Origin of the sequence: Buchnera aphidicola (Uroleucon sonchi) (genome assembly GCF_011035165.1) — a bacterium.
Classification (GTDB): domain Bacteria; phylum Pseudomonadota; class Gammaproteobacteria; order Enterobacterales; family Enterobacteriaceae; genus Buchnera; species Buchnera aphidicola_BE.
The window spans coordinates 544,604-569,199 of the sequence record NZ_CP047588.1 but is presented as its reverse complement, the minus strand read 5'-3'; the positions used below and the strand labels follow the sequence as shown (position 1 = coordinate 569,199).

Genomic DNA, 24,596 nt, shown 5'->3' with positions numbered 1-24,596 from the left:
TAATTTTTTATAATTACTCTTAATACGATATTCATACATATATGGTATAAAATGTTAGATAAAATTTGTCAATTAGCACGTCAAGCTGGTCATTCAATGATGCACTTTTATAATTCTCACGAATCTATAAATGTTACTTATAAGTCTAATAACACACCTGTTACTCATATTGATCGTTTAATTAATAATATAATTAAAAAAGGACTATTGTTAATAACTCCTGATATTCCAATTATCTCTGAAGAAGACAATTATGATTTTAAAATTTGCAAGCATTGGAAGAATTATTGGTTAATTGATCCGTTAGATGGTACAAAAGAATTTTTAAAAAAAAATGGCGAATTTACAGTAAATATTAGTTTAATTAATAATGGTATTCCTATATTAGGTGTAATATATGTTCCAGCGTTAGATGTATTATATTCTGCATATAAACATCATGCATGGAAAGAAAATCAATTAGGTTTAAAACAAAAAATTAAAGTTATAAAATCAAATATACCATTATTTTTGACTAGTCGATCGCATATTGATAAAGAATTGAGCCATTATTTATCAACCATTAAAAATTATAGAATAAAAAAATTAGGTTCATCATTAAAATTTTGCTTAATTGCTGAAGGTAAAGCTCAAATTTATCCAAGATTTGGAAATACTTATATTTGGGATACTGCTGCAGGTCATGCTATTTTAGTTGCAGCTGGTGGTAAAATTATTACATTAACTAATCAAAAAACTTTAAATTATTCATTATCCGATCGTAATTCTTTAATTAATCCCGGTTTTTTTGCATCTTCGTTGTGATATGTATCATATACCATTAACTTTAAATTAATCATTACTATGAATAAAATTGAAATCAAAATTTTGAGTAATCATATAAAAAAAAATTTTTTACCTAATTATTCAACTATAGGATCATCTGGTTTAGATCTAAGAGCATGCTTAAAAGAAAAAATTAAATTAAAATCGCAAAATACAATATTAATTCCAACTGGAATAGCAATTTATATTGCTAATCCAAATATTACAGCATTAATTTTACCACGATCTGGATTAGGTCATAAAAAAGGCATTGTATTAGGTAATTTAGTTGGTTTAATTGATTCAGATTATCAAGGTGAATTAATGATATCTATATGGAATCGAAGTCAAAAAAATTTTTATATTTATCCAGATGCTAGAGTGGCTCAAATAGTATTTGTGCCTATTATTAGACCTCATTTTTCTTTAGTTAAAGATTTTCATCTCACTGAACGTGCACAAAAAGGTTTTGGTCATTCAGGTTTATCTTAAAAATTGCATAATATTTATTGTATGCCATATTTTTTACAGTATTTGATTAAATCAGGAATATGTTTATTTAATTTTGAATCTTCTAATAAATAAGCAATTAAATCTTCAATAGTAATAATCGAAATAATTTTATAACTATTATTATTTGATATGTGACGAATAGTAGATAAATTTCTTTGTCCTTTTTCTTGTCTATCTAAAAGAACAAAAATTGCAGCAATATTTGCTTGTTGTTCTTCTATAATTTTCATAGAATGATGTATTGCAGTTCCTGATGTAATCACATCATCTAAAATAATAATGTTTTTTCTGTATATATCTGTTCCTATTAAATTTCCTTTTTCTCCATATTTTTTTTTCTCTTTTCGATTAAATGCATATGAAACATTTAAGTTATAATGATTTTTTAATGCAATTGTTGTTGCTACGACAATAGGAATACCTTTATATGCAGGACCAAATAACATATCAAAATCTATTTTTGAATTCATAATAGAATGAGCATAAAATAAACCAATTTTTGTAATATCTTTTCCTGTAGATAGTAAACCTGAATTAAAAAAATAAGGACTAGTTCGTCCTGATTTTAATTTAAAAGTTCCAAATTGTAATGCTTTTTTTTTAAAAGAAAAATCAATAAATTCTTTTTTCCAGTGCATAAAAATTACATCCTAATAAATCGTAAAAATTTAGAATAGAATTTTGTATATTAATTATTTCAATTGATATTAAAATTAGTATGATTTTTAGATAAAAAATTTTAGAAGAAATTAATTATTTTTTTTGGCCCTTGCTGGATTTGAACCAGCGACCAAGCGATTATGAGTCGCCTGCTCTTACCACTGAGCTAAAGGGCCATATATTTATTATCTTTAATAATAGATCAATTTTTTATAATAATCTATAATTCTTTTAAATATTTTATATTTTTTTTAAAAAAAATATTTTTTTACATATATTTGACAGATATAAAAAATTTTGATATATATATTTATATTCCTCTGTAGTTCAGTTGGTAGAACGGCGGACTGTTAATCCGTATGTCACTGGTTCGAATCCAGTCGGAGGAGCAAAATTAATTGTTAATTAACAATTAATTTTAATTCTTTTGATAAGTTTCTCTTTTCTTTATATAATTCTGCACTTTTAACAATATAATCATCTACTCTATCTTCATAATCATTTTTCATTATTAAAATTATCTTTTGAATTTCTTCGTAATTCATATCACTAGTAATATATTGATTTAAATTGTTTAATAGTAATATTCTTTTTTGATTATCTCTAATTTTTTTTTCAAGATCACAAATTTCTCTTTTAATTTTATTTTTTCTTCTAAATTTATGCACAAATTCTAGTACATTTTTAAATGACTTTGTTTGACTTGACATGATTAAAGCCTTTTTATATTTATGTTCAATTATTTTATTAAAATAAAAAAATTATGCAATATAAAAATAATACATCTACTTATTTATTCTATGATTATGAAACTTTCGGCAAACATACTGCTTTAGATAAACCAGCTCAATTCGCATGCGTTAGAACTGATATGGAATTTAATATTATTGATACACCTCAGTGTTTTTACTGTATTCCATCAGATGATTATTTACCAGATCCTAGTGCTGTTTTAATGACTTATATTACTCCCCAATATGCACATCAGCACGGAATAAATGAATGTCTTTTTGCTAAAAGAATATATAATATTTTTAACATACCTAATACTTGTATTATTGGCTATAACAATATTCATTTTGATGACGAAATTACACGAAATATTTTTTATAGAAATTTTTTTGATTCTTATGAATGGAGTTGGAAAAACAGTAATTCTCGTTGGGATGTCTTACATTTATTAAAGGCGTGTTATGCATTTCGCCCAAATAGCATAAAATGGTTAAAAAATACATTGGGTCGTATTAGTTTTAAACTATCAGATATAACAAAAGCTAATAATATTATACATGAAAATGTACATGATGCTATATCAGATGTTTATGCCACAATTGCAATTACTAAACTTGTAAAAGAAAAAGAACCGAAATTATTTAATTTTTTTTTTAAAATGCGGAAAAAACATGAATTACAAAAATTGATTGATTTTAAAGCATTTAAACCAATTGTTTATGTTTCTAATTATTTTTCTATTACTAATTATTATTTAAGCATTATACTACCTATAACATATTGTAAAAATAATAAAAATACATTAATTGCAATAGATTTATTAAAAGATACTCAAAAAATTATTAATTTTTTTAAACAACAATCTATCAATAATGATTCTTGTATAAAAGATTTATTTAATTTAGGAATTGTATCTTTAAATTTAAATCGTTGTCCTATTTTAGCTCCAATACAAACAATGCGAATAGAAGATTATCATCGATTAAATATTAATGCTTCTGTATATAAAAAAAATATTCATTTAATTAAGAAAAATAATTTCTATGTTTTAAATGTTACAAAAATTTTTTTTAAACAAAATAATATAATTAAATCTCATAATGTTGATTTGCAAATATATGATGCTTTTTTTAATTTTCATGATAAAAAACTTATAGAAATCATTAGAAATACTAAAGCAATATTTTTAAAAAACATCAATTACCATTTTTACGATAATCGTTTACAGACTTTATTATTTCGTTATCGTGCTCGTAATTTCTTTTATACATTAAATCAACATGAAAAAACAATATGGCTGAAACATTGTACAGAAATGTTTAATTTAATATATTTAGAAAAATATCATAATCAAATTGCATTCTTGTTTCAAGAAAATAGTCATAATTTTAAAAATATAATTTTGTTACAAAAATTATTAAATTACTCCATTCAAAAAAGAAAAAGATTGTTATATGAAACAATTAATTTAAATTAATTTAAATTAATATATGCAATTTTATTAAATTGATACTTTTTTAAAAAAAATAATAATTGTTTTAAGTATTGATCATTTTTAGAATATAAGAAAATATTTTGTTGAATATTTTGATGATTCTTTAATTTATGTAAATAATTTTGAAGAGCAAACAGCATTTTTTGTCTTGAATCAATAAAATTAATTGATGAACTTAAATGTAAAGATTCCTTAATTTCTTTTTTTAAAAAAGTAAAATGTGTACATCCTAATATAATTGTATCAGGTTTAATAGATAAGTTAAGCCAAGGTGTTAAAATTTTTTTTAAATCTAATTTTGAAAATGCTATTTTTCTAATTTTTTTTTCAGCTATTAAAGCTAATTGATTGGTACTAATTATTTTGATAGCATTATTAAAGGATTTTTCATATACTAATTTTTGAGTATATGATGACTGTATAGTTTTTTTCGTTGCGATTAAACCGATAATATGATTTTTTGTTATTTTTTCTGCAGCGTTTATATCAGGAAATATACCAATAATAGGAAAGTTAAATGTTTTTTTTAAAAATGATAAAGCCACAGTACTAACTGTATTGCAAGCAATTAATACTATATTAATAGGATAAATTTTTTTAATCTTTTTAATTATTGTAATAATTCTGTGAATAATAAAATGTTCGGTTTTATTTCCATAAGGAAATACTTCATTATCTAATATGTAAATATAATGAATATTAGGAAAAATCATTTTAATAGTTTTTAATATAGATAAACCACCAATACCGGAATCAAATATAAGCACTGTATAATTTTTTCATAAGTTAAATAGTATATATATTAATCTAATATTATTTAATAAATTAAATATTATACAATATTTAATAATTTATTTTATTTTTTTAAATAAAAATAATTTCATATTATTTTCAATAATTTGACGATCTTTGTAATTAGATGTATTTAATTTATTTTCATTAATTAAAATAGTTTGTTTTTTCATCCATTGTTCCCATGCTTCTTGTGAAATATGATTGTATATTTTTTCTCCTAATTTCCCAGGATATATTTGATAATCTTGTCCTTGAGATTTTTTTTTTAAAAATTCACAAAAAATTATTCGATTAATCATATTAATAATCCTATTTTAATAAGAATCTTGTTTGAACATATCAAGTATTTTTTGAACTGGTTTAGATAGACCGATATGTTGAGGGTTTTTTATATTATACCACATACCTTGTTTATCATATTGACAAAAATTTGAAATATTAGATAATTGAATTAATACTGGTTGAATATATAAAATAAAATGACTAAATTTATGATAGAATGATATCATTTTTTGATAATTATTAATATTTATTTTAGTTTCTTGTAACCAAGTTAAATATGTTTTTTCATCATAAAATGTTGGAAAACAAAAAAGATTTTTCCAGATATTATATGTAGTATTTTTTTTTAACCAAAAATAATTTTTATATTTAATAATAATAAACCAAGATGTTTTTTGAGGATATATTTTTTTTATTTTTTTTATGGGATATTTATCCCATTGTTTTTGAATGTTTGTAATACATTTCTTGTTTAATGGACAAAATTCACATTTTGGTTTAGTACGTGTACAAATTAATGCACCCAAATCCATCATACCTTGATTAAATGACCCAGTATTATGTATTGGTGTAATTAATTCAATTATTGTCCATAATTTTTTTTCTATTATTTTATCTGTTAAAGAACTAATAATACCATAATAACGAATTAAAATTCTTTTAACATTCCCATCCAATATAGGATAATAAAAATTTAATGATAAAGATAAAATAGCTCCTGCTGTCGATCTACCTATTCCTGGTAATTTTAGAACATTTACAAATTCATGTGGAAAGGTTCCATTATATTCTGTAGTGATGATTTGTGCTGATTTATAAATATTTTTTGCTCTATTATAATATCCAAGGCCACTCCAGCAATATAAGATGCTATCTAATTTACTTGTACTAAGAGTATTTATATTAGGAAAGTAGTATATAAATTTTTTAAAATAAGGAATAACAGTTTTTACTGTAGTTTGTTGTAGCATTATTTCAGATATCCAGATCTTATATAATGTTTTATTTTTTTGCCATGGTAAATTTTTTCGACCATAATTATGGTGCCAATTTATTATTAATTGAGAAAAACAATAATTTGCCATTATATTATTAATACCATAATATAGAAATGTTTAATATTTTAAAAATAATTATATTCGAATATTTTTATTAAAACTATAAAATTATTTCTCCACTTATATCATAGAATAAATAAATTATGAACAATAATATTTTCACACTAAAATATAAAAAAGACGGTACTTTTATGCGTGAAATTCATAGTTTTGCTTCTCGTAATAATCGTCTTACTATTTCCCAAATTAATGCAATTCAGAAATATTGGACTCATATTGGTATTGATTTTCAAATGAATTTACTGAATTTAGAATCTATATTTAATTCTCAAGATCCATTAGTTTTAGAAATTGGATTTGGTTCAGGGGAGAATATAATCCATAATGCGATTAATTATCCTAAAAAAAATTTTTTAGGAATAGAAGTATATAAATCTGGAATAGGATCATGTTTAAATTTAGCATATCTTTATAAGATTAAAAATTTAAAAATTATTTATTATGATGCGATTGAAGTAATAAAATATATGATTCCAAATCATATTTTATCTGTTGTACAAATTTTTTTTCCAGATCCTTGGGATAAAAAACGCCATCATAAAAGAAGATTATTAAAGAAAAAATTTTTAAAAATTGTTGCAACAAAATTAATAATAAATGGTATCTTGCAGATTGCGACTGATTCTGAATCATATGCTTTTGATATATTAAATGAAATTAAAAATATTCATCAATATTGTAACTTATCTAAAAATAATGATTTCACTGTACGTTCTACGTTTCGTATCATGACCAAGTTTGAAAATAAAGCTCGTTTAAAAGGTAATCACGTTTTTGATTTAATGTTTCAAACAATATAATAATATTTAATGTAAAAAAATTTCTAGTAATATATTTAAAAACAGTTTTCCTTTCTTAGTTATATACCAATAATTTACATGATCAATTATAAAACCTTCTTTTTTAGCTATTTGAATATTTTGTTCTATCATATTTATATGAATATTAGTCATTTTACTAAAATGTTTTTTTAAAACTGGCTTGTATAATCTTGCAAGGTTCATAAAATATTCAATAATTTTTTCTTTTTCAGATACTATATTTATTGAATGAAGATAGTGACCATTTAAAAAATGATTAACATTTTTATGTTTAATAGTTCTTATAATTTTTCCATTTTTTTGAGTAATTTTCCCATGAGCGCTACAACCAATACCTATATAATCACCAAAATTCCAATAATTCAAATTATGTTTGCATTGATAATGATTTTTTGAATATGAAGATATTTCATATTTTTTATATCCTGATTTTTTTAATAATTTTTCACCTTCAATAAACATTTGAAAAATTAAATGTTCATTTGGTAAGGATATATTTTTTGCATAAAATATAGTATTAGGTTCTACTGTAAATTGATACCATGATATATGCGATGGATTATACTGAATAGCTATATTTAAATCTAATAATGAATCTGCTAATGTTTGATCAGGCAAACCATACATTAAATCTAAATTAAAATTTGAATAATTTTTTTTTGCTTCCAAAATAGCAGATATTGCTTCTTGTTTATTATAAGTGCGTTCAATTTTTTTTAATAAATACGAATTAAATGTTTGAATCCCTAACGATAAACGATTAATACCAATATTTTTATAATAAATAAAGTTTTGATATTCTAGTATTTTAGGATTGGCTTCTATAGTAATTTCTACATTATCAGTAATGATAAATCTTTTTTTAATACCTAATAATAATTTTTTAATAGAACTGATTTTTAATAAACTAGGAGTTCCTCCTCCAATAAAAATTGTATTAATTTTTCTATTATTAACTTTTAATACATCGATTTCAAAATCTTTTAATACATGATCAATGTATTTTTCTTCAGGAATTTTTTCTTTACTGACATATGAATAAAAATCGCAATATCCACATTTTTTGATACACCAAGGAATGTGAATATATAAACTAATATATGGTAAGTTAAACATAAAAATATTTATCTTTTTGAAAAAATGAAATTTATTAATAATACTACTATAAAAATATAATCTATTTTATATATTTATTATGAAAATGTTTTTATATAACGTTTAGTATATTAATCTAAATTAATATTTTGATTAATAAAATGATATAATTATAAATTTATATTTTATAAAATATATTATTTTTTATTAATCTTAATAAGATTAAATGTTAATAAAATATTTATTTATTAACATTTCGATTCAACCAACTTTCTAGTATAATTACAGCAGCATAAGAATGAATGTTATCTATTTTTTTAAGAGATTTAAAACCATATTTATAAAACATAATTGATTTAGCTTCTACAGTAGTTAATCGTTCATCATGCATTTTAACAGTAATATTAAATTTAGATTGTAATAAATTAGCAAATTTTTCTGATTTGTTAGTTATCGTTTGTTTTGTTCCATTTATATTTAAAGGTAAACCTACAATAATTAATTTCGGTTCCCAAAGATTTATTAAAGATTGCACTGAATACCAATTAGGATATCCGTTGTGAGCATGTAAAAATTTTAAAGGTCTTCCTTTTTTGATAATATTTTCTCCTACAGCTACTCCAATTTTTTTAATTCCAAAATCAAATGCAAGTATTATCATATTATAATCTTTAATATTATATATGCCGTTCAATATAATCTAATAACATACTAGTAATAGAGATATTTTTTGCTAATTCAATTTCACAAATACAAGTTGGACTTGTCACATTAATTTCTATTAATTTGTCTCCTATAACATCTAAACCAACAATAATTAAACCTTTTTTTTTCAAAACAGGAGATACAATATTAGCAATTTTCCAGTCTGTATCACTTAAAGGTTGTATTTTTCCTGTTCCACCAGCAGCTAAATTGGCTCTTGTTTCTCCAGTTTTTGCAATTCTAGCCAAACACCACGGTACAGCTTTGCCATTAATAATTAAAATTCTTTTATCTCCAAATTGTATATCTGATAGATAATTTTGTATCATACAATATTTTGTTTCATAATGAGTCATTATTTCTGCAATAACTGAGAAGTTTGGATCATATTTTTTGATGTGAAAAATATTAGTACCACCCATGCCATCAAGTGGTTTAATTATAATATCTTGATTTTTTTTCCAGAATTGACGAATTTGATTAATGTTTCTTGTAACTAAAGTATTCGTAGTTAATTCAGGAAACCATGATATAAACATTTTTTCATTACAATCTCGCAAACTTTGAGGTTTATTAATCACCAATACACCCATTTTTTCTGCACGTTCTAAAATGTATGTTGAATAAATAAATTCAGTATTAAATGGTGGATCTTTTCTCATTAGAATAACATCTAATTCACTTAAAGAAATATGCTGTTCTTGAGTAAATTGATACCATTGTTCTATATTTTTTTTAACTACTATAATTCTGCTCCTCGCATATGGAATATCTTTTATTAAATAAAGATCATTTAGCTCCATATAATGTATAATATGATTTCTTTTTTGAGCTTCTAATATGATAGCAAAACTTGAATCTTTTTGAAGATTAATTGATTTAATAGAATCCATAACGATTCCAATTTTAATATTTATTTTTTTAGTCATATTTTATCTTATAGTTAATTTTTAAAAAATATGTTTAAGATGTGACAACACTCATATTTTTAGTATAAAAAATATATTATTTTAATTATTTTATTTTTTAAATATTTTTGATAAAAAATTGATTTTTTATATATAATTAAAAAATTGAAATAATTAAAAAAATATTTTTTGTAATTTAATCATTGATTTTTAAATTGATAAACTAATGAAGATTAATTTATTTAAAATAGATATAATATTTAATCATATTTAGGGCCTGAATAATTATCAAATCTAGACCAATGTCCATTAAACGTTAAACGAATTGTACCAATAGGACCATTTCTCTGTTTTCCTATTATAATTTCAGCTATTCCCTTAAAATCACTGTTCTCATTGTAAATTTCATCACGATATATAAACATTATTAAATCTGCATCTTGCTCTAAAGAACCAGATTCACGTAAATCAGAATTCACTGGTCGTTTATCTGATCTTTGTTCTAAAGAACGATTAAGTTGTGATAATGCTATTACTGGCACTTGTAACTCTTTGGCTAATGCTTTTAAAGTTCTAGATATTTCTGCAATTTCAAGAGTACGATTTTCAGATAGTGAAGGCACTCTCATTAACTGTAAATAATCAACCATAATTAAAGTTAATCCATTATGTTCACGATAAATACGACGAGCTCGTGAACGAACTTCGCTAGGTGTTAGTGCTGAAGAATCATCGATATAAATATTCTTTTTTTTAAGCAATATATTAATAGTTCCAGATATTCGCGCCCAATCTTCATCGTTTAATTGTCCAGTTCTAATTCTTGCTTGATTGACACGTGACAAAGAAGCCAGCATTCGCATCATAATTTGTTCACCAGGCATTTCTAAGCTGAATATTAATACAGGTTTATCATATAGCATAGCAGCATTTTCACATAAATTCATAGCAAATGTTGTTTTTCCCATAGATGGTCTAGCCGCGATAATAATTAATTCAGAACGTTGAAGACCCGATGTTTTTTTATTTAAATCTTGATATCCAGTATTAATTCCTGTTACCCCGTCATGCGGTGATAAAAATAATTTTTCAATACTAGTAATAGTTTCATCGAGAATTTGTTCAATATTTTTGGGTCCTGAGTCTTTTTTAAAACGTTTTTCTGCAATTTTGAAAACACTAGATTCTGCATAATCTAATAATTCTTCACTCTTCCTACCTTGCGTATCATATCCAGCATTAGCGATTTTGTTAGCTACTAATATCATTTCTCTTACTATAGCTCGTTCTCGAACAATATCAGCATATGCAATAATATTAGCTGTACTAGGTGTATTTTTTGATAATTCTGCTAGATAAGAAAATCTACCGACGCTTTCTAATTTTCCTTTTTGCTCTAAAGATTCAGAAAGAGTAATTAAATCTATTGGATGTCCTGAATCAAGAAGTTTTTGCATTTCTTGAAAGATTAATTGATGAGGTTTGCTAAAAAAATCATCAGCAACTACATGTTCTGATACACTATCCCATTGTTCATTATCTAGCATTAATCCACCTAATACTGATTGTTCTGCTTCTAAAGAATGTGGTGGAATTTTAAATTTATTAATTTGATTGAAATATAATTTATTTTTAGTCATATTTATTGCATATACCATTATTTAGTGAATCTATATGAAATTATATCGTAATATTGCAATAATACACGTTCTATAGACTAATCTACTTTTAGTCATTTTCAAAATATTTTGTATTTTTATATTTTATTTCTATGACATAAAATGAATAACTGAAAAATATACTTAATATACATTAAGTAAAATATTTTGTGTTATTAAATCATGCATGATTATTGTGTTATATAATTTTAATCAAGTTGTCATGTATTTAAAATATTAAGCTTTATTCAAAATTTTTTAATAAAAATTAACTTAAAATAAAACAAAATCATTGTAATAAAAAATATTAATATTGTTTTAATAATATAAAATTTTTAATATTATTAATATATAAATGATTAGCATTCATAAGACTTAAATACTTAATACATGTTCAGATGTTTAAAAAATAATATAGCATCTTTATACGTTTGATCATATTAAATAAAATTTTTAACATGTATAATTTAAAATAATATATAAATATATTATTACCATGCTTAGAAAATGGAGTTAATATTATGGCTAGTCGAGGCGTAAATAAAGTTATTTTAATTGGGCATTTAGGTCAAGATCCTGAAGTGCGTTATATGCCAAATGGTAATGCAGTAGTTAATATGACATTAGCGACTTCAGAAAATTGGAAAGATAAAAATACAGGAGAAAATAAAGAAAAAACAGAATGGCATAGAATAGTATTATTTGGTAAATTAGCGGAAATTGCAGGAGAATATCTTCGAAAAGGTTCTCAAATATACATTGAAGGAGCTTTACAAACAAGAAAATGGCAAGATCAAAATGGCATTGAGCGTTATACTACAGAGGTTATTGTAAATATTGGTGGTACTATGCAAATGTTAGGTAGTCGAAACATTCATTTACAAAATTTATCAACTCAAGAAAATAATCATTCTGAAGAAAAAATAAAAAAAACAGATCAAGTAGATTTTAAAAAAGGTTTAACCTCACATAACTCAACAACGGATCTTGTTCATAATTCTGCAGAAATAGATTTTGATGATGACATTCCTTTTTAATTATACTGATTCAATTATAAAAATATTTTTTAAAATAGCCCTAATATTAGGGCTATTTTTTATATTCTTTATAAAGATTTAGTAAAATTTAATAAAATAGAACAAAATTGATTTTTATGTGTAATAAATGGGGCATGAGCAGATTTTTTTATAATTATTGAATGAGTACTAGGCCATTTTTTATCAAGTATATATGCTATTTTTTTAGGTATTAAATTATCTAATTCTCCATATATTCTTAATATAGGCATTTTTAAACACATGATATCTTCACGTAAATCAAATGAAAACATCATTTCTAAATTATTATTTAATAATTCTAAATTAGGTTGAGGTTCAGAGGATAAAATTATTTTGAGTATATTAATATCTTCAGTAGATTGTTTAGAAGTAATTTGTTCTATATTTAAAAAATTATTTATTGTTTTATAGTATTTTGTTTTTAGATAAAAATAAAATTTATTTATTACATTTTTTTTTATACCAGGCCAGTTTTTTTTTTCTATGAAACAAGGTGACGATGCTACATTAATTAACGCTAAACTATGTTTAGGGTAACATAATGCAAAATAATTAACAATTAATCCTCCAATAGACCACCCGATCAATATCGCATTTTGTGGTATTATTTTATATAATATTTTCATAATTTTATCTATTTTTTCTGGCATAAGAGTGTTATTTTTTCCTGATCCAGGTAAATCAATTAAATAAAATTTAAAATCATATTTTAGTTTTTTGATAATAAAAAACCAAATTTTTGAGCTAATCCCCCATCCATTTAAAAAAACTATATTAATTTTTCCTGTTCCTATTGTATCCCAATAAAGATTTGTCATTTTTTTAAAGACTCTTGTAAAAATGATATATATAATATTAAATTTAAATTTTCTTGTGTTTATTTTAATAAATTAGTAAAATTATTTATTTCAAATTGATTAAAATAATTCTCATGATTACTATTTCCGAAAATGCACAAAAATATCTTTTATCTCTTTTATCTCGCGAACCTATTGGCACACAAATAAGAGTTTTTATATTACACCCAGGAACAAACAATGCAGAATGTGGCCTCGCATTTTTGCATCAAGATGAAATTGAAGATCAAGTAGATATTCAATTAAAATATAATAAATTTTTTGTTTATATTAATAAAGAATTAATTAGTTATTTGAAAGATTCAGAAATTAATTTAGTCACTGATCAAATTAGTTCTCAATTAACTTTTAAAGCTCCTTATGCAAAAACTAATTATGAAATAAAACCATCTTCATTAACAGAAAAAATACAAAAATTTTTAAGTATAGAAATTAATTCTCAATTAGCAATGCATGGAGGACAAGTTCATTTTATTAAACTAGATAAATATGGAACAGCTATAATTAGATTTAGTGGTGGTTGTAATGGTTGTTCAATGATAGGATCAACTGTAAAAGAAATAGTAGAAAAAAAATTATTATCTAAGTTTCCTGAAATAAAAAAAGTATCTGATGAAACGGAACATACACGAGGAGCGCATTCATTTTATTAATTTATATAGGATATTGTTATATTTAAAAAAAATTGTGTTATTGAATAAAATACTAGCACTTTAAAGTATTATTATAAATATTTTTAAAGTATTTAAAAATATTGATTTTTATTTTCTTAATTTTTATATCATCATTTTATAATGCAATTATACTAAATTAATAAAAATCTTATATATTTATTATGAATAAGTAATATTTTATAAATATTATTATAAATTTTTGATTAAATGTTTTAAATGAGTATGTATATGTTGGATAAAAATTACACCAATGAATTGACTAAAAGAAGAACTTTTGCCATTATTTCTCACCCTGATGCTGGAAAGACTACTATTACGGAAAAAATGCTATTACTTGGAAAAGCAATTCATATTTCTGGGGTCATTAAAGGTAGAGGAAATCAAAATTATGCTAAATCAGATTGGATGAATATTGAAAAAAAACGTGGTATTTCTGTTACTACTTCTGTTATGCAATTTACATATAAAAATATTTTAATCAATCTATTAGATACTCCAGGTCATCAAGATTTTTCAGAAGATACATATCGTATTCTTACTGCAGTAGATTGTTGTTTAGTTGTAATTGATGCAGCTAAGGGTATAGAAGAAAGAACTAAAAAACTTATAGAAGTTACGCGTGTTAATAACACTCCTATCATCACTTTTATTAATAAATTAGATCGTGATAGTCGTGATCCAATATCATTACTTGACGAAATTGAAAATGAATTAAAAATCAACTGTATTCCTATTACCTGGCCTATTAGTTGTGGAAAAGATTTTCAAGGGGTATACCATATATATGAAAAAATAATTTATTTTTATAAAAATAAATTTTCAAAAAATAAATCTTACTTTCTTAAAAATTTTATCGATTTTTCTAATGTACCTGTTTTAAAAAAAACACTTGGATTAGATATATGTAAACATATATACAAAGAATTAGAATTAATTATATACATATATGCTAAGTATAATCATAAAAAATTTTTACAAGCAATAGATACTCCTATTTTTTTTGGTAGTGCACTTGGAGAGTTTGGTATTGATCATATATTAAATGCTTTAATAAATTGGGCTCCGTATCCTATATACCGTAAAAGTAATAAACGTTTTATTTATCCTCAAGAAAAAAAATTTACTGGTTTTGTATTTAAAATACAAGCTAATATGGATTTAAAGCATCGAGATAGAATGGCTTTTATGAGAATTGTCTCAGGAAAATATAAAAAAGGAATAAAGTTAAAACATATAAGAATCAATAAATATATAACTATTTCTGATGCTTTTTCTTTTTTAGCTGGAGAAAGAATATCAATTCAAGAAGCTTATCCTGGTGATATCATAGGATTGCATAATCATGGAACTATTAAAATTGGAGATACATTTACAGAAGGAGAAGATATTAAATTTATTGATATGCCAATTTTTGCTCCAGAAATATTTCGTCAAATTTATTTAATAAATCCTTTGAAACAAAAACAATTAAAAAAAGGTTTAATAGAACTATCTGAAGAAGGAACAATTCAAGTATTTCGTTCAATTCTAAATAATGATTGTATTGTAGGTGCTATTGGAATATTACAGTTTGATGTAGTAATTGAACGTTTAAAAGTTGAGTATAATATAGATGCAATATATAAAAAAGTTAATATTGTTCTTGCTCGTTGGATTAATTGCAAAAATCATTATAGTATTAATGAGTTTAAAAAAAAATATAATTCTTATTTAGCTTATGATACGAATAATTATTTAATATATTTAGCTCCTAGCGTTGCAAATTTAAATATAGTTATGAATCAACATAATGATATTATTTTCGATAAAGTACGAAAATAGAAATAATTTTAAAAATTTTTCAATAGTTATATTTTATAATACATTCTTGGAATTCTAATATGAAACGAATTTTTTTAATTGTTTTAGATTCTTTGGGAATTGGTTCTAGTGCTGATGCTTATAAATTTAATGATGTTGGAGCAAATACATTTGGACATATAGCAGAAAAGTGTTTTTTAGGAGAAGCAGATGATATTAAAAGACAAGGTGGTTTATATATTCCAAATTTAATAAAATTAGGTATTACACATGCTGCTAGAGCATCATCGAAACAAAAATTATTAGGATTTAATGATAATGTCCATCTCCTTGGCAGTTATGGATTTGCTAGTGAAATTTCTTCTGGAAAAGATACTACTTCAGGACATTGGGAACTAGCAGGAGTTCCAGTTTTAGAGGATTGGTTTTATTTTGTAAAAAAAAACAATAGTTTTCCTGAAGATATTTTAAATTACATTGTTAATTCAAATAATATAACAGGTATTTTAGGTAATTGCCATGCATCAGGCACTGAGATTATTCAAAATTTAGGAGAAGAGCATATTCGAACTAAAAAACCGATTATATATACTTCTGCAGATTCTGTTTTACAAATCGCATGTCATGAAATTTTTTTTGGTTTATCTAATTTATATAAATTATGTCAAAATATTCGTTATTTTTTAGATAAAAAAAAATATAAAATTGCACGAGTTATTGCAAGACCATTTATTGGAGATAATCAATCAAATTTTCAACGTACAGGTAATAGACGTGATTTTTCAATTAAACCTTTTTCAACTACAGTTATGCAAAAACTTATTAATGAAAAAAAAGGCAAAGTAATTGCAATTGGAAAAGTATCAGATATTTATTCTGGAGTAGGAATTAGTAAAAATATTAAATCTACAGGTTTAAATGAATTGTGTAATCAAACTATTCAAGAAATAAAAAACTCCACAAATAATACATTAGTTTTTACAAATTTAGTAGATTTTGATTCTAATTGGGGGCATCGTCGTGACGTTATTGGGTATGCTAAAGGATTAGAATTTTTTGATAAAAAGTTATCTAAAATTATTGAACTAGTAAAAGAAAACGATATATTAATTTTAACTGCAGATCACGGATGTGATCCAACCTGGAATGGAACTGATCATACTCGTGAAAATGTGCCGATATTAATATATTCACCAAATCTTGAAAAAAAATTTTTAGGTCATCGTAAAACTTTTGCGGATATAGGTCAAACTATTGCAAAATATTTTTTATTGTCTAATATGTCATATGGTAAAAGTATGATTTAAATATTTATTTAATACTTTTTTATTTTTTTAAAAGGAATCAATTAGTGTCTACACCTCATATTACTAGTAAAAAAAATGATTTTGCAGATATAGTTCTTATGCCAGGAGATCCAGTTCGTGCAAAATATATTGCTGAAAAATATTTAAATAAATATGTTCAAATTAATAATACACGTTTAATGTTAGCTTATACTGGATTATATAAAAATAAAAAAATATCAATAATGAGTCATGGAATAGGTATTCCATCTGCTTCTCTCTATAGTCGAGAATTGATTACTGAGTTTAATGTTAAAAAAATTATTCGTATAGGAACTTGTGGGGCCGTGCGAGATGATATAAATTTACGTGACATCGTGATTAGTATGGGAGCATGTACTGATTCTAAAATTAATAGAATAAAATTTAATAATCATGATTTTGCTGCTATTGCGGATTTTGATATGATTTATAATACAGCAAAAATTGCAAAAAAAATGAATATTTCAATTTCTATTGGAAATTTTTTTACTACTGATTCTTTTTATAATGAAGATATTGGAATGCTTAATCTTTTAAAGAAATATAACATTATCGGAATAGATATGGAAACAGCAGGAATATATTCGGTAGCTGCTGAATTTCATGTGAAAGCGTTATCAATATGTACAGTATCAGATCATATGATTAAAAAAGAATCTCTTTCATCTGAATCAAGAGAATCTAGTTTTCATGATATGATTAAAATAGCTTTAGAATCAACTTTATTATAAGAATTTTATTGTTTTTGGTGAGAAAGGGATTCGAACCCTTGATACGTTTCCATATACACGCTTTCCAGACGTGCTCCTTCAGCCTCTCGGACACCTCACCGATTTCATTTTTTTATTTATTATTTAATAATAATCAAAAGATCTAAACTGAGTCAAGTATTAATTAAAAAATTATTTTTAAAAAATATGATAACATTTTTTAAAATGTTTTAGGTATTTAAATGAAGATATTTGTTTTTTAATAAAATTAAAACAAATTATACTAATCCTGATAAAATATATTTTATTGAAATAATTTATTTCTTACTATATTTTACTATAATATATATTTATTTCTCGCCAGCATAAATATTTTAAAAACTGGCATTGTTCACGAATTATCTTAGTAATTAAAAATAATATGGCAGACAAAAAAAATATTTTTCTAATTGGACCTATGGGTGCTGGAAAAAGTACTATTGGTCGTCAATTATCTCAAAAACTAAATATGGAATTTTTTGATTCTGATCAAGAAATTGAAAAACGCACTGGAGCTGATATAAGTTGGGTTTTTGATGTAGAAGGAGAAAAAGGTTTTCGCTTAAGAGAAAAAAAAATTATAGCTGAACTGACTGCTAAAAAAGGAATTGTGCTTGCTACAGGAGGTGGATCAGTAAATTTTAAAGAAAATCGCAATATTTTATCAGCACGTGGAATTGTAATATACTTAGAAACGACTATTGAAAAACAATTAGTACGCACTAAACGTGATAAATCAAGACCATTATTACAAGTTTCTTCTTCTAATCGTGTTATATTAGAAAATTTAGCTAATGAAAGAAATCCTTTATATGAATCAATTGCAGATATTAAAATTCAAACTGATGAGCAAACTGCTAAATCTGTAGCTTTTAATATTATTCGTTTATTGAAAGAAATATAATAACAGTTTTAGTATGAAAAATGAATGGAGCATTGAAATGTTATGGAACAATTAAAAGTTGATCTAGGAAAACGTAGCTATCCTATTAGTATAGGTTCTAATATTATCGAAAAAGATAATATTTTTTGGCCTTTAAAGCCTGGAAATCAAGCTATGTTAGTTACGAATAAAAAATTAGCTAATCTATTTAAAGATCATGTTCTTTTTCATTTAAGAAAATCAGGAATTAAAATTGATCAAATTATTTTATCTGATGGTGAACAATATAAAACATTAAATGAAATGGAATTGATTCTTTCTGCTTTATTAGAAAAAAAACATTCTCGTGATACTACATTAATTGCATTAGGAGGCGGTGTAATAGGAGATATAACTGGATTTGCAGCTTCTATTTATCAAAGAGGCGTACGATTTATTCAAATTCCTACTACACTTTTATCTCAAGTAGATGCTGCAGTAGGAGGAAAAACATCTGTAAATCATTTGTTAGGTAAAAATATGATTGGTTCTTTTTGGCAACCATCTTCTGTAATTATTAATGTTAATTATTTAAAAAGTTTACCTTATAATGAATTAATATCAGGAATAGCTGAAGTTGTAAAATATGCGGTGATTTTAGATGAACCATTTTTTTATTGGTTAGAAGAAAATATTCAATTAATACTATCATTAGATGATCAAGCTATATCTTATTGTATAAAAAAATGTTGTGAACTTAAATCATATTTAATTTCTTTAGATGAACGCGAAAAAAATTTGCGAGCATTATTAAATCTTGGTCATACATTTGGACATGCTATAGAAGTTCATTCAGGTTATGGTAATTGGCTTCATGGAGAAGCTGTTTCAGTAGGGATGATTATGGCGGCACGTACTTCTGAATTACTTGGATATCTTGACAAACAAGATCTTAAAAGGATATTAATTTTATTAAAAAGAATTGGTTTACCTATTAAAGGCCCGAAAAATATGTCAGCAGCATCATATTTACCTTATATGATGAGAGATAAGAAAGTGATTTCAGGAGAAATTAGGTTAGTTTTACCAATATCTATTGGACAAGCAAAAATTTATAGTAATATAGATAAAAATATTATTTTGAGTGCTATTAAGCGTTCTCAGTAATTATTTTAATAATATTGATATTAATTTTAGTTATAGAATATACTTTTTTATTCTTTTATTTTTTATTATCATTTATAGAAAACGTATAATTTTCATAAAATAATGTTACATATAATATAAGTATTAAACATTTTTAAAAATATTTTGCGTATATTCTATAAATAAAATATGTAGTTAAATATTTAATTATATTAATACAATATAGAAAATAAAAGTATTATTAATTTTTTAATAAAATATTTTTTATTACATTTTAATTTGTATTAAAATATATAAAATTTTTAAATCATAAAAAATACTTTTAGATACTTTATTTAATATTTTTTATAAGAAACATCAAAATCATTTATATATTTCAAATATTATTCATTTAAATATTCAAATGTTTTCAATAATATTATTTCTATAATTTTAGATTAATATATATTATAGATGAGAAAATAAAATGCAAAAGTTTTTTTTAGCTCCATCAATTCTATCTGCTGATTTTGCGCGTTTAGGAGAAGATACAAAAAAAGTAATAGATGCAGGAAGTGATTTAATACACTTTGATGTTATGGATAATCATTATGTACCTAATTTAACTATGGGTCCTATGATTTTACAATCATTGCGAAATTATAATATTACAGTTCCTATTGATGTACATTTGATGATTAAGCCAGTAGATAATTTAATCCCTTTATTTGCTAAAGCAGGAGCAACATTTATAACTTTTCATCCAGAGGCAACATTACATGTTGAACGAACATTAAATTTAATTAAAGAACATGGATGCAAAGCTGGATTAGCACTTAATCCAGCCACTCCGCTTAATGTTTTAGATTATGTGCTAGAAAAACTAGATTTAATTTTATTAATGTCAGTTAATCCAGGATTTAGTAATCAAACTTTTTTACCATCGACTTTTAATAAAATACGTGAAGTAAAAAAAATTATTGATTCTAATTTTTTAGATATTCTTTTAGAAGTAGATGGAGGAATTAAATTAGAAAATATCGCTGAAATAGCATGTTCTGGAGCAAATGTTTTTGTGATTGGTTCCGGATTATTTAAATATTCTAATTATGAATTAATTATTAAAAAAATTCGAATAGAATTAAACCAATCTTATTCAAGATTTGTTCATTAACTCTTTTAAAAACAATATAGGAATCATATGATTTTAACTAAACCTATTTTATTCAGCGCAGTTCAACCTTCTGGAAATTTAACTCTTGGAAATTATATAGGTACAATGCGTCATTGGTCTAGTATGCAAAATAATTATGATTGTTTGTATTGTGTCGCAGATTTACATGCATTAACTAATATAAAAAAAAATATATTTAGTTTAAATAAATTAATATTAGATACGTTATCTTTTTATTTAGCTTGTGGCGTAGATCCAAATAAAAGTATTATTTTTGTTCAATCGCATGTATATCAACATAGTCAATTAAATTGGATTTTAAATTGTTTTAGTGAATTTTCAGAATTATTACGCATGACACAATTTAAAACAAAAAGATGTTCAAATAATACTTCTGTAAAATCAATTAAAGCAGCTTTGTTAAATTATCCTATCTTAATGGCAGCAGATATTTTATTATATCAAACTAATTTCGTCCCAGTAGGAGAAGATCAAAAACAACATATAGAATTAACAAGAAATATAGCTAGACGTGTTAATTATTTATATGGCAATATATTCACAATTCCTGAATCATTAATTACTCAATATGGTTCTAAAATTATGTCTTTATTAGAACCTGAAAAAAAAATGTCTAAATCTGATATAAATCATAAAAATGTCATTTATTTACTAGATGATATGTATTCTATTATGTTAAAAATAAAAAATGCTGTCACTGATTCAGAAATACCATCTAAAATATATCATGATATAAATAAAAAACCAGGTATTTCAAATTTATTAGAAATTCTTTCTGCTGTTACTAATAAAGATATTAAGATATTATTAAAAGAGCTAGAAGGTGTCATGTATTCTGAATTTAAAAAAATTGTTATAGATTGTGTATATAAATGTTTAAACAATTTACAAAAATCTTATTATAATTATCGTAGTGATGAATCTTATTTAAAAAAAATTGCTTATGATGGAGCAATTAAAGCACAATTAAAATCTAAAAAAACTTTAAAAAATATATATGATAAATTAGGTTTAATAGCATTTGAATACATTTAATAAATAAACCAGAACAGTTTTCTTCTAGTTTATTTTTAAATTTATAATTTATGCAAGATCAGTAACATATATAATTTATTAATACATTTATTTTATGTTTTGATATTTTTTGTTGTGATAAATTAATACAGATAGAAAAAAAACGATCCCATATAATATATTGGCATTAATTAAAGTAGTATATAATCCTTTATATTTTACTATTGGCCCACTAACAATAAATGTCAGCAAAGTCCCGATCGTTCCAAATAATAAAATTATATTTATTAATTTTGGAGAAGGATGCTTTGTTTGTAATGATGCTAACGTAATAATAATCGTATAAATTGCACTTGAAAAAAAACCTAAACTAATAATCATGAACTGTTGTTTTATAAAACTTTCACTATGAATAAAAAAATACATTAATAGAGTAGAAATTCCAGTAAGAAAAATAAAAATGCGATGTAAATCAAAAAATTTAATAATAAAACTAAAAAACCACATACCAATCATATAAGACATCCAAAAGCTACTAACTAAAGAACCAGTTTTTTTAATATCCATATGCATAATATTTGTAGAATATTGAGGTACCCATGAGATAAAACTCAATTGTCCTAAAATATATAATAATGCTGATATTGACAATAATAATATATTTAAATTCCATTTTTCTTTTTTTTGTTGAATATTTTTAATGCTCATTTTTAATTTATCAAAGTTTAAATTTATAGTAAGCAGAAAAATTATAAAATAGATTATTCCTATAAATATATAAGTCCAGTACCAAATGATTTTTTTTTCTAAAAGATAGGCTGTAATAATTGGAAATATCATTCCAGACATACTAAAAAATGAATCAGTTAATAACAATTTTGAACTTCTTTTAGAATCTAAATATAAATGTGTAATAATAAATGTACCTATAGACATTGTAATACCACTAACTAATCCAAGTATAAACATATTGATTGAAAAAAATAATAAATTATGAAATAGCGCTATGCTAATGATGGATATAATGGTTAGTATAAATCCATAAATTAGTTGTTTTTTTAATGATATAATTTCTATTAGCCAAGAATTTAAAAATATCGCTATTAATATTCCTGCATTTAAAAAAGTAAATGTATTACTCATTTCAGCTATAGACACATTAAAATAATCAGAAATATTACCTATAATCATTCCTGTGACTACAACTAATGCACCTGTAAAAGCATATGACAAAAAACTAATCCAAGTTAGTCCTATTCGATTCATATCTTTCATTGTTTTTACCTTTTATAAATTCTATAATCATACTATAAATATAGTACGTTTTTTATAAAAAACATATACAACATAATTAATTATGAAATAATTAGATTAATATATGATTTATATTCTGATTAGCTGAATAAATATTTTATAAATTTTTAATATATTATTAAATAAGTTTAATTTTAATAAAATATAATGTATATTTTATCTTGATTTAAAATTTTTTTATTATTTTAGAGATATTTTTAGTAATTTTGACTAGTCATACTATATTTTTAGCAATAAAATAATCAGATAAATATAATTTTTTATATATTTTAGTAAAAAGTTTAAAATTTATAATCTACAAAATTGTCTAAAGATTATTTTATATTATTTATATAAAATATATCATTCGTACAAAGACAATAATTACTTGTTATAATTATACTTTAGATATATATTTTGTTTTTATATAGAATGAAAATATTTTTAAATATTTTTGAAATTACAAGAATAATCAATTTGTTTAGAAATTAATATTAAATAATCATACATCATTTATGCGCTTAAAATTAGTATATGTAACATTAATATAAAAATTGTTCTCAATTTTATAATTAAAAAATCAGTAAATATAATATATTAAGAAATATTATTCCATATATAGAATAAATTATCTTCTGGATATTTTTTAATGATATGAAAGTATACTTATTTTAAAATTTATTATTTGCATAAAAATTTATTTTTATGATATATACTTGTAAATATATTATATTTTAATGCGCGACCTGTAATATTTCAAAAATTTTTAATACAAGAAATGTATTTATGATATTAATAATTAAAATATTTTATATAAATATCATAAGAAATGATTTTTTTATTTCATTTAATTGATAAATAAAATATGCATGACTAATTAATATAATATTAATATTATCTATTTTATATATAAAAATTACGGAATATATTTTTTTAAAAAAATAATTTTTATATAGAAATAATATTTTTTATTGCTATGTGTAATTAAACTATTTAATTTTGTTTTAATCATATAATTTGTTTAAAACAAAATTATATCTTTCAGATAAAAAATT

24 protein-coding genes and 3 tRNA genes are annotated in these 24,596 nt (G+C 23.1%); 14 read left to right on the top strand and 13 right to left on the bottom strand.

Features of this window, described 5'->3' with window-relative positions:
• Positions 1-51: 51 nt before the first annotated feature.
• Entirely contained in the window at positions 52-804 is a 753-nt protein-coding gene (cysQ, locus tag GUU85_RS02655) for a 3'(2'),5'-bisphosphate nucleotidase CysQ (protein ID WP_163119685.1), read from the top strand.
• Between the two features lie 39 nt (positions 805-843).
• On the top strand, positions 844-1,296 hold the full coding sequence (gene dut, locus GUU85_RS02650; RefSeq protein WP_163119683.1) for a dUTP diphosphatase: 453 nt from the start codon (positions 844-846) through the stop codon (positions 1,294-1,296).
• 14 nt (positions 1,297-1,310) lie between these two features.
• Here dut and pyrE read toward each other — a convergent pair whose 3' ends face one another.
• Positions 1,311-1,955 carry an orotate phosphoribosyltransferase gene (gene pyrE / locus GUU85_RS02645; protein WP_163119680.1) on the bottom strand — a complete coding sequence of 215 codons (645 nt, stop codon included), beginning with the start codon at positions 1,953-1,955 and terminating at the stop codon, positions 1,311-1,313.
• A gap of 125 nt (positions 1,956-2,080) precedes the next feature.
• Positions 2,081-2,153 (bottom strand) — tRNA-Ile (locus GUU85_RS02640).
• A 140-nt stretch (positions 2,154-2,293) separates the two neighbouring features.
• Here GUU85_RS02640 and GUU85_RS02635 point away from each other — a divergent pair.
• Positions 2,294-2,366 (top strand) — tRNA-Asn (locus tag GUU85_RS02635).
• 12 nt (positions 2,367-2,378) lie between these two features.
• Here the strand turns inward: GUU85_RS02635 and GUU85_RS02630 are convergent.
• The gene (locus tag GUU85_RS02630; protein WP_163119678.1) at positions 2,379-2,687 is read right to left on the bottom strand and encodes a DUF496 family protein; all 309 of its coding nucleotides are present in this window, start codon (positions 2,685-2,687) and stop codon (positions 2,379-2,381) included.
• A 53-nt stretch (positions 2,688-2,740) separates the two neighbouring features.
• On the opposite strand from GUU85_RS02630, the gene sbcB reads away from it, so the two are divergent.
• Complete coding sequence (gene sbcB, locus GUU85_RS02625) at positions 2,741-4,186, top strand: exodeoxyribonuclease I (protein WP_163119676.1); 1,446 nt, start codon at positions 2,741-2,743, stop codon at positions 4,184-4,186.
• Here sbcB and murI read toward each other — a convergent pair.
• The 3 genes from murI to mutY form a co-directional block, all read right to left on the bottom strand.
• Positions 4,183-4,971, bottom strand: a complete 789-nt coding sequence (gene murI, locus GUU85_RS02620) for a glutamate racemase (RefSeq protein ID WP_163119674.1) — start codon at positions 4,969-4,971, stop codon at positions 4,183-4,185. The genes sbcB and murI overlap by 4 nt on opposite strands.
• An 84-nt stretch (positions 4,972-5,055) precedes the next feature.
• Positions 5,056-5,295: an oxidative damage protection protein gene (locus tag GUU85_RS02615; RefSeq protein ID WP_163119812.1), complete on the bottom strand. Its 240-nt coding sequence runs from the start codon at positions 5,293-5,295 to the stop codon at positions 5,056-5,058.
• 18 nt (positions 5,296-5,313) lie between these two features.
• Complete coding sequence (gene mutY, locus GUU85_RS02610) at positions 5,314-6,366, bottom strand: A/G-specific adenine glycosylase (RefSeq protein ID WP_163119672.1); 1,053 nt, start codon at positions 6,364-6,366, stop codon at positions 5,314-5,316.
• 116 nt (positions 6,367-6,482) lie between these two features.
• Here mutY and trmB point away from each other — a divergent pair, with 116 nt between their 5' ends.
• Positions 6,483-7,199 (top strand): tRNA (guanosine(46)-N7)-methyltransferase TrmB, encoded by a 717-nt coding sequence (trmB, locus tag GUU85_RS02605; RefSeq protein ID WP_163119670.1) that lies wholly within the window; start codon positions 6,483-6,485, stop codon positions 7,197-7,199.
• Positions 7,200-7,205: 6 nt separating this feature from the next.
• On the opposite strand, the gene hemW is transcribed toward trmB, so the two are convergent.
• From hemW to dnaB, 4 genes are all read right to left on the bottom strand, one after another.
• Positions 7,206-8,336 (bottom strand): radical SAM family heme chaperone HemW, encoded by a 1,131-nt coding sequence (gene hemW, locus GUU85_RS02600; RefSeq protein ID WP_163119668.1) that lies wholly within the window; start codon positions 8,334-8,336, stop codon positions 7,206-7,208.
• Positions 8,337-8,556: 220 nt separating this feature from the next.
• Positions 8,557-8,976: a Holliday junction resolvase RuvX gene (gene ruvX, locus GUU85_RS02595; protein ID WP_163119660.1), complete on the bottom strand. Its 420-nt coding sequence runs from the start codon at positions 8,974-8,976 to the stop codon at positions 8,557-8,559.
• 16 nt (positions 8,977-8,992) lie between these two features.
• A complete protein-coding gene (gene gshB / locus GUU85_RS02590; RefSeq protein ID WP_163119658.1) occupies positions 8,993-9,949 on the bottom strand; it encodes a glutathione synthase in 957 nt (318 codons plus the stop codon).
• A gap of 239 nt (positions 9,950-10,188) precedes the next feature.
• Entirely contained in the window at positions 10,189-11,586 is a 1,398-nt protein-coding gene (dnaB, locus tag GUU85_RS02585) for a replicative DNA helicase (protein ID WP_163119656.1), read from the bottom strand.
• 521 nt (positions 11,587-12,107) lie between these two features.
• Here dnaB and GUU85_RS02580 point away from each other — a divergent pair.
• Positions 12,108-12,623, top strand: a complete 516-nt coding sequence (locus GUU85_RS02580) for a single-stranded DNA-binding protein (protein ID WP_163119655.1) — start codon at positions 12,108-12,110, stop codon at positions 12,621-12,623.
• A 68-nt stretch (positions 12,624-12,691) separates the two neighbouring features.
• Here the strand turns inward: GUU85_RS02580 and bioH are convergent, their stop codons facing one another.
• Complete coding sequence (bioH, locus tag GUU85_RS02575) at positions 12,692-13,462, bottom strand: pimeloyl-ACP methyl ester esterase BioH (protein ID WP_163119654.1); 771 nt, start codon at positions 13,460-13,462, stop codon at positions 12,692-12,694.
• Between the two features lie 113 nt (positions 13,463-13,575).
• Between bioH and GUU85_RS02570 the strand changes: the two genes are divergently transcribed.
• From GUU85_RS02570 to deoD, 4 genes are all read left to right on the top strand, one after another.
• Positions 13,576-14,154 carry an NfuA family Fe-S biogenesis protein gene (locus tag GUU85_RS02570; protein WP_163119653.1) on the top strand — a complete coding sequence of 193 codons (579 nt, stop codon included), beginning with the start codon at positions 13,576-13,578 and terminating at the stop codon, positions 14,152-14,154.
• A 249-nt stretch (positions 14,155-14,403) separates the two neighbouring features.
• A complete protein-coding gene (locus GUU85_RS02565; RefSeq protein ID WP_163119652.1) occupies positions 14,404-15,996 on the top strand; it encodes a peptide chain release factor 3 in 1,593 nt (530 codons plus the stop codon).
• Between the two features lie 59 nt (positions 15,997-16,055).
• Entirely contained in the window at positions 16,056-17,282 is a 1,227-nt protein-coding gene (locus tag GUU85_RS02560; RefSeq protein WP_163119651.1) for a phosphopentomutase, read from the top strand.
• A 44-nt stretch (positions 17,283-17,326) separates the two neighbouring features.
• The gene (gene deoD / locus GUU85_RS02555; protein ID WP_163119649.1) at positions 17,327-18,034 is read left to right on the top strand and encodes a purine-nucleoside phosphorylase; all 708 of its coding nucleotides are present in this window, start codon (positions 17,327-17,329) and stop codon (positions 18,032-18,034) included.
• Positions 18,035-18,049: 15 nt separating this feature from the next.
• Here the strand turns inward: deoD and GUU85_RS02550 are convergent.
• Positions 18,050-18,134: transfer RNA gene (locus tag GUU85_RS02550), tRNA-Ser, on the bottom strand.
• A 300-nt stretch (positions 18,135-18,434) separates the two neighbouring features.
• On the opposite strand from GUU85_RS02550, the gene aroK reads away from it, so the two are divergent.
• The 4 genes from aroK (at position 18,435) to trpS (ending at position 22,269) form a co-directional block, all read left to right on the top strand.
• Positions 18,435-18,956, top strand: a complete 522-nt coding sequence (aroK, locus tag GUU85_RS02545; protein WP_163119647.1) for a shikimate kinase AroK — start codon at positions 18,435-18,437, stop codon at positions 18,954-18,956.
• 42 nt (positions 18,957-18,998) lie between these two features.
• A complete protein-coding gene (gene aroB / locus GUU85_RS02540) occupies positions 18,999-20,081 on the top strand; it encodes a 3-dehydroquinate synthase (protein ID WP_163119645.1) in 1,083 nt (360 codons plus the stop codon).
• A gap of 445 nt (positions 20,082-20,526) precedes the next feature.
• Complete coding sequence (rpe, locus tag GUU85_RS02535; protein WP_163119643.1) at positions 20,527-21,213, top strand: ribulose-phosphate 3-epimerase; 687 nt, start codon at positions 20,527-20,529, stop codon at positions 21,211-21,213.
• A gap of 27 nt (positions 21,214-21,240) precedes the next feature.
• Complete coding sequence (trpS, locus tag GUU85_RS02530) at positions 21,241-22,269, top strand: tryptophan--tRNA ligase (protein WP_163119641.1); 1,029 nt, start codon at positions 21,241-21,243, stop codon at positions 22,267-22,269.
• An 87-nt stretch (positions 22,270-22,356) separates the two neighbouring features.
• On the opposite strand, the gene tsgA is transcribed toward trpS, so the two are convergent.
• A complete protein-coding gene (gene tsgA / locus GUU85_RS02525; RefSeq protein WP_163119639.1) occupies positions 22,357-23,523 on the bottom strand; it encodes an MFS transporter TsgA in 1,167 nt (388 codons plus the stop codon).
• Positions 23,524-24,596: the final 1,073 nt, after the last annotated feature.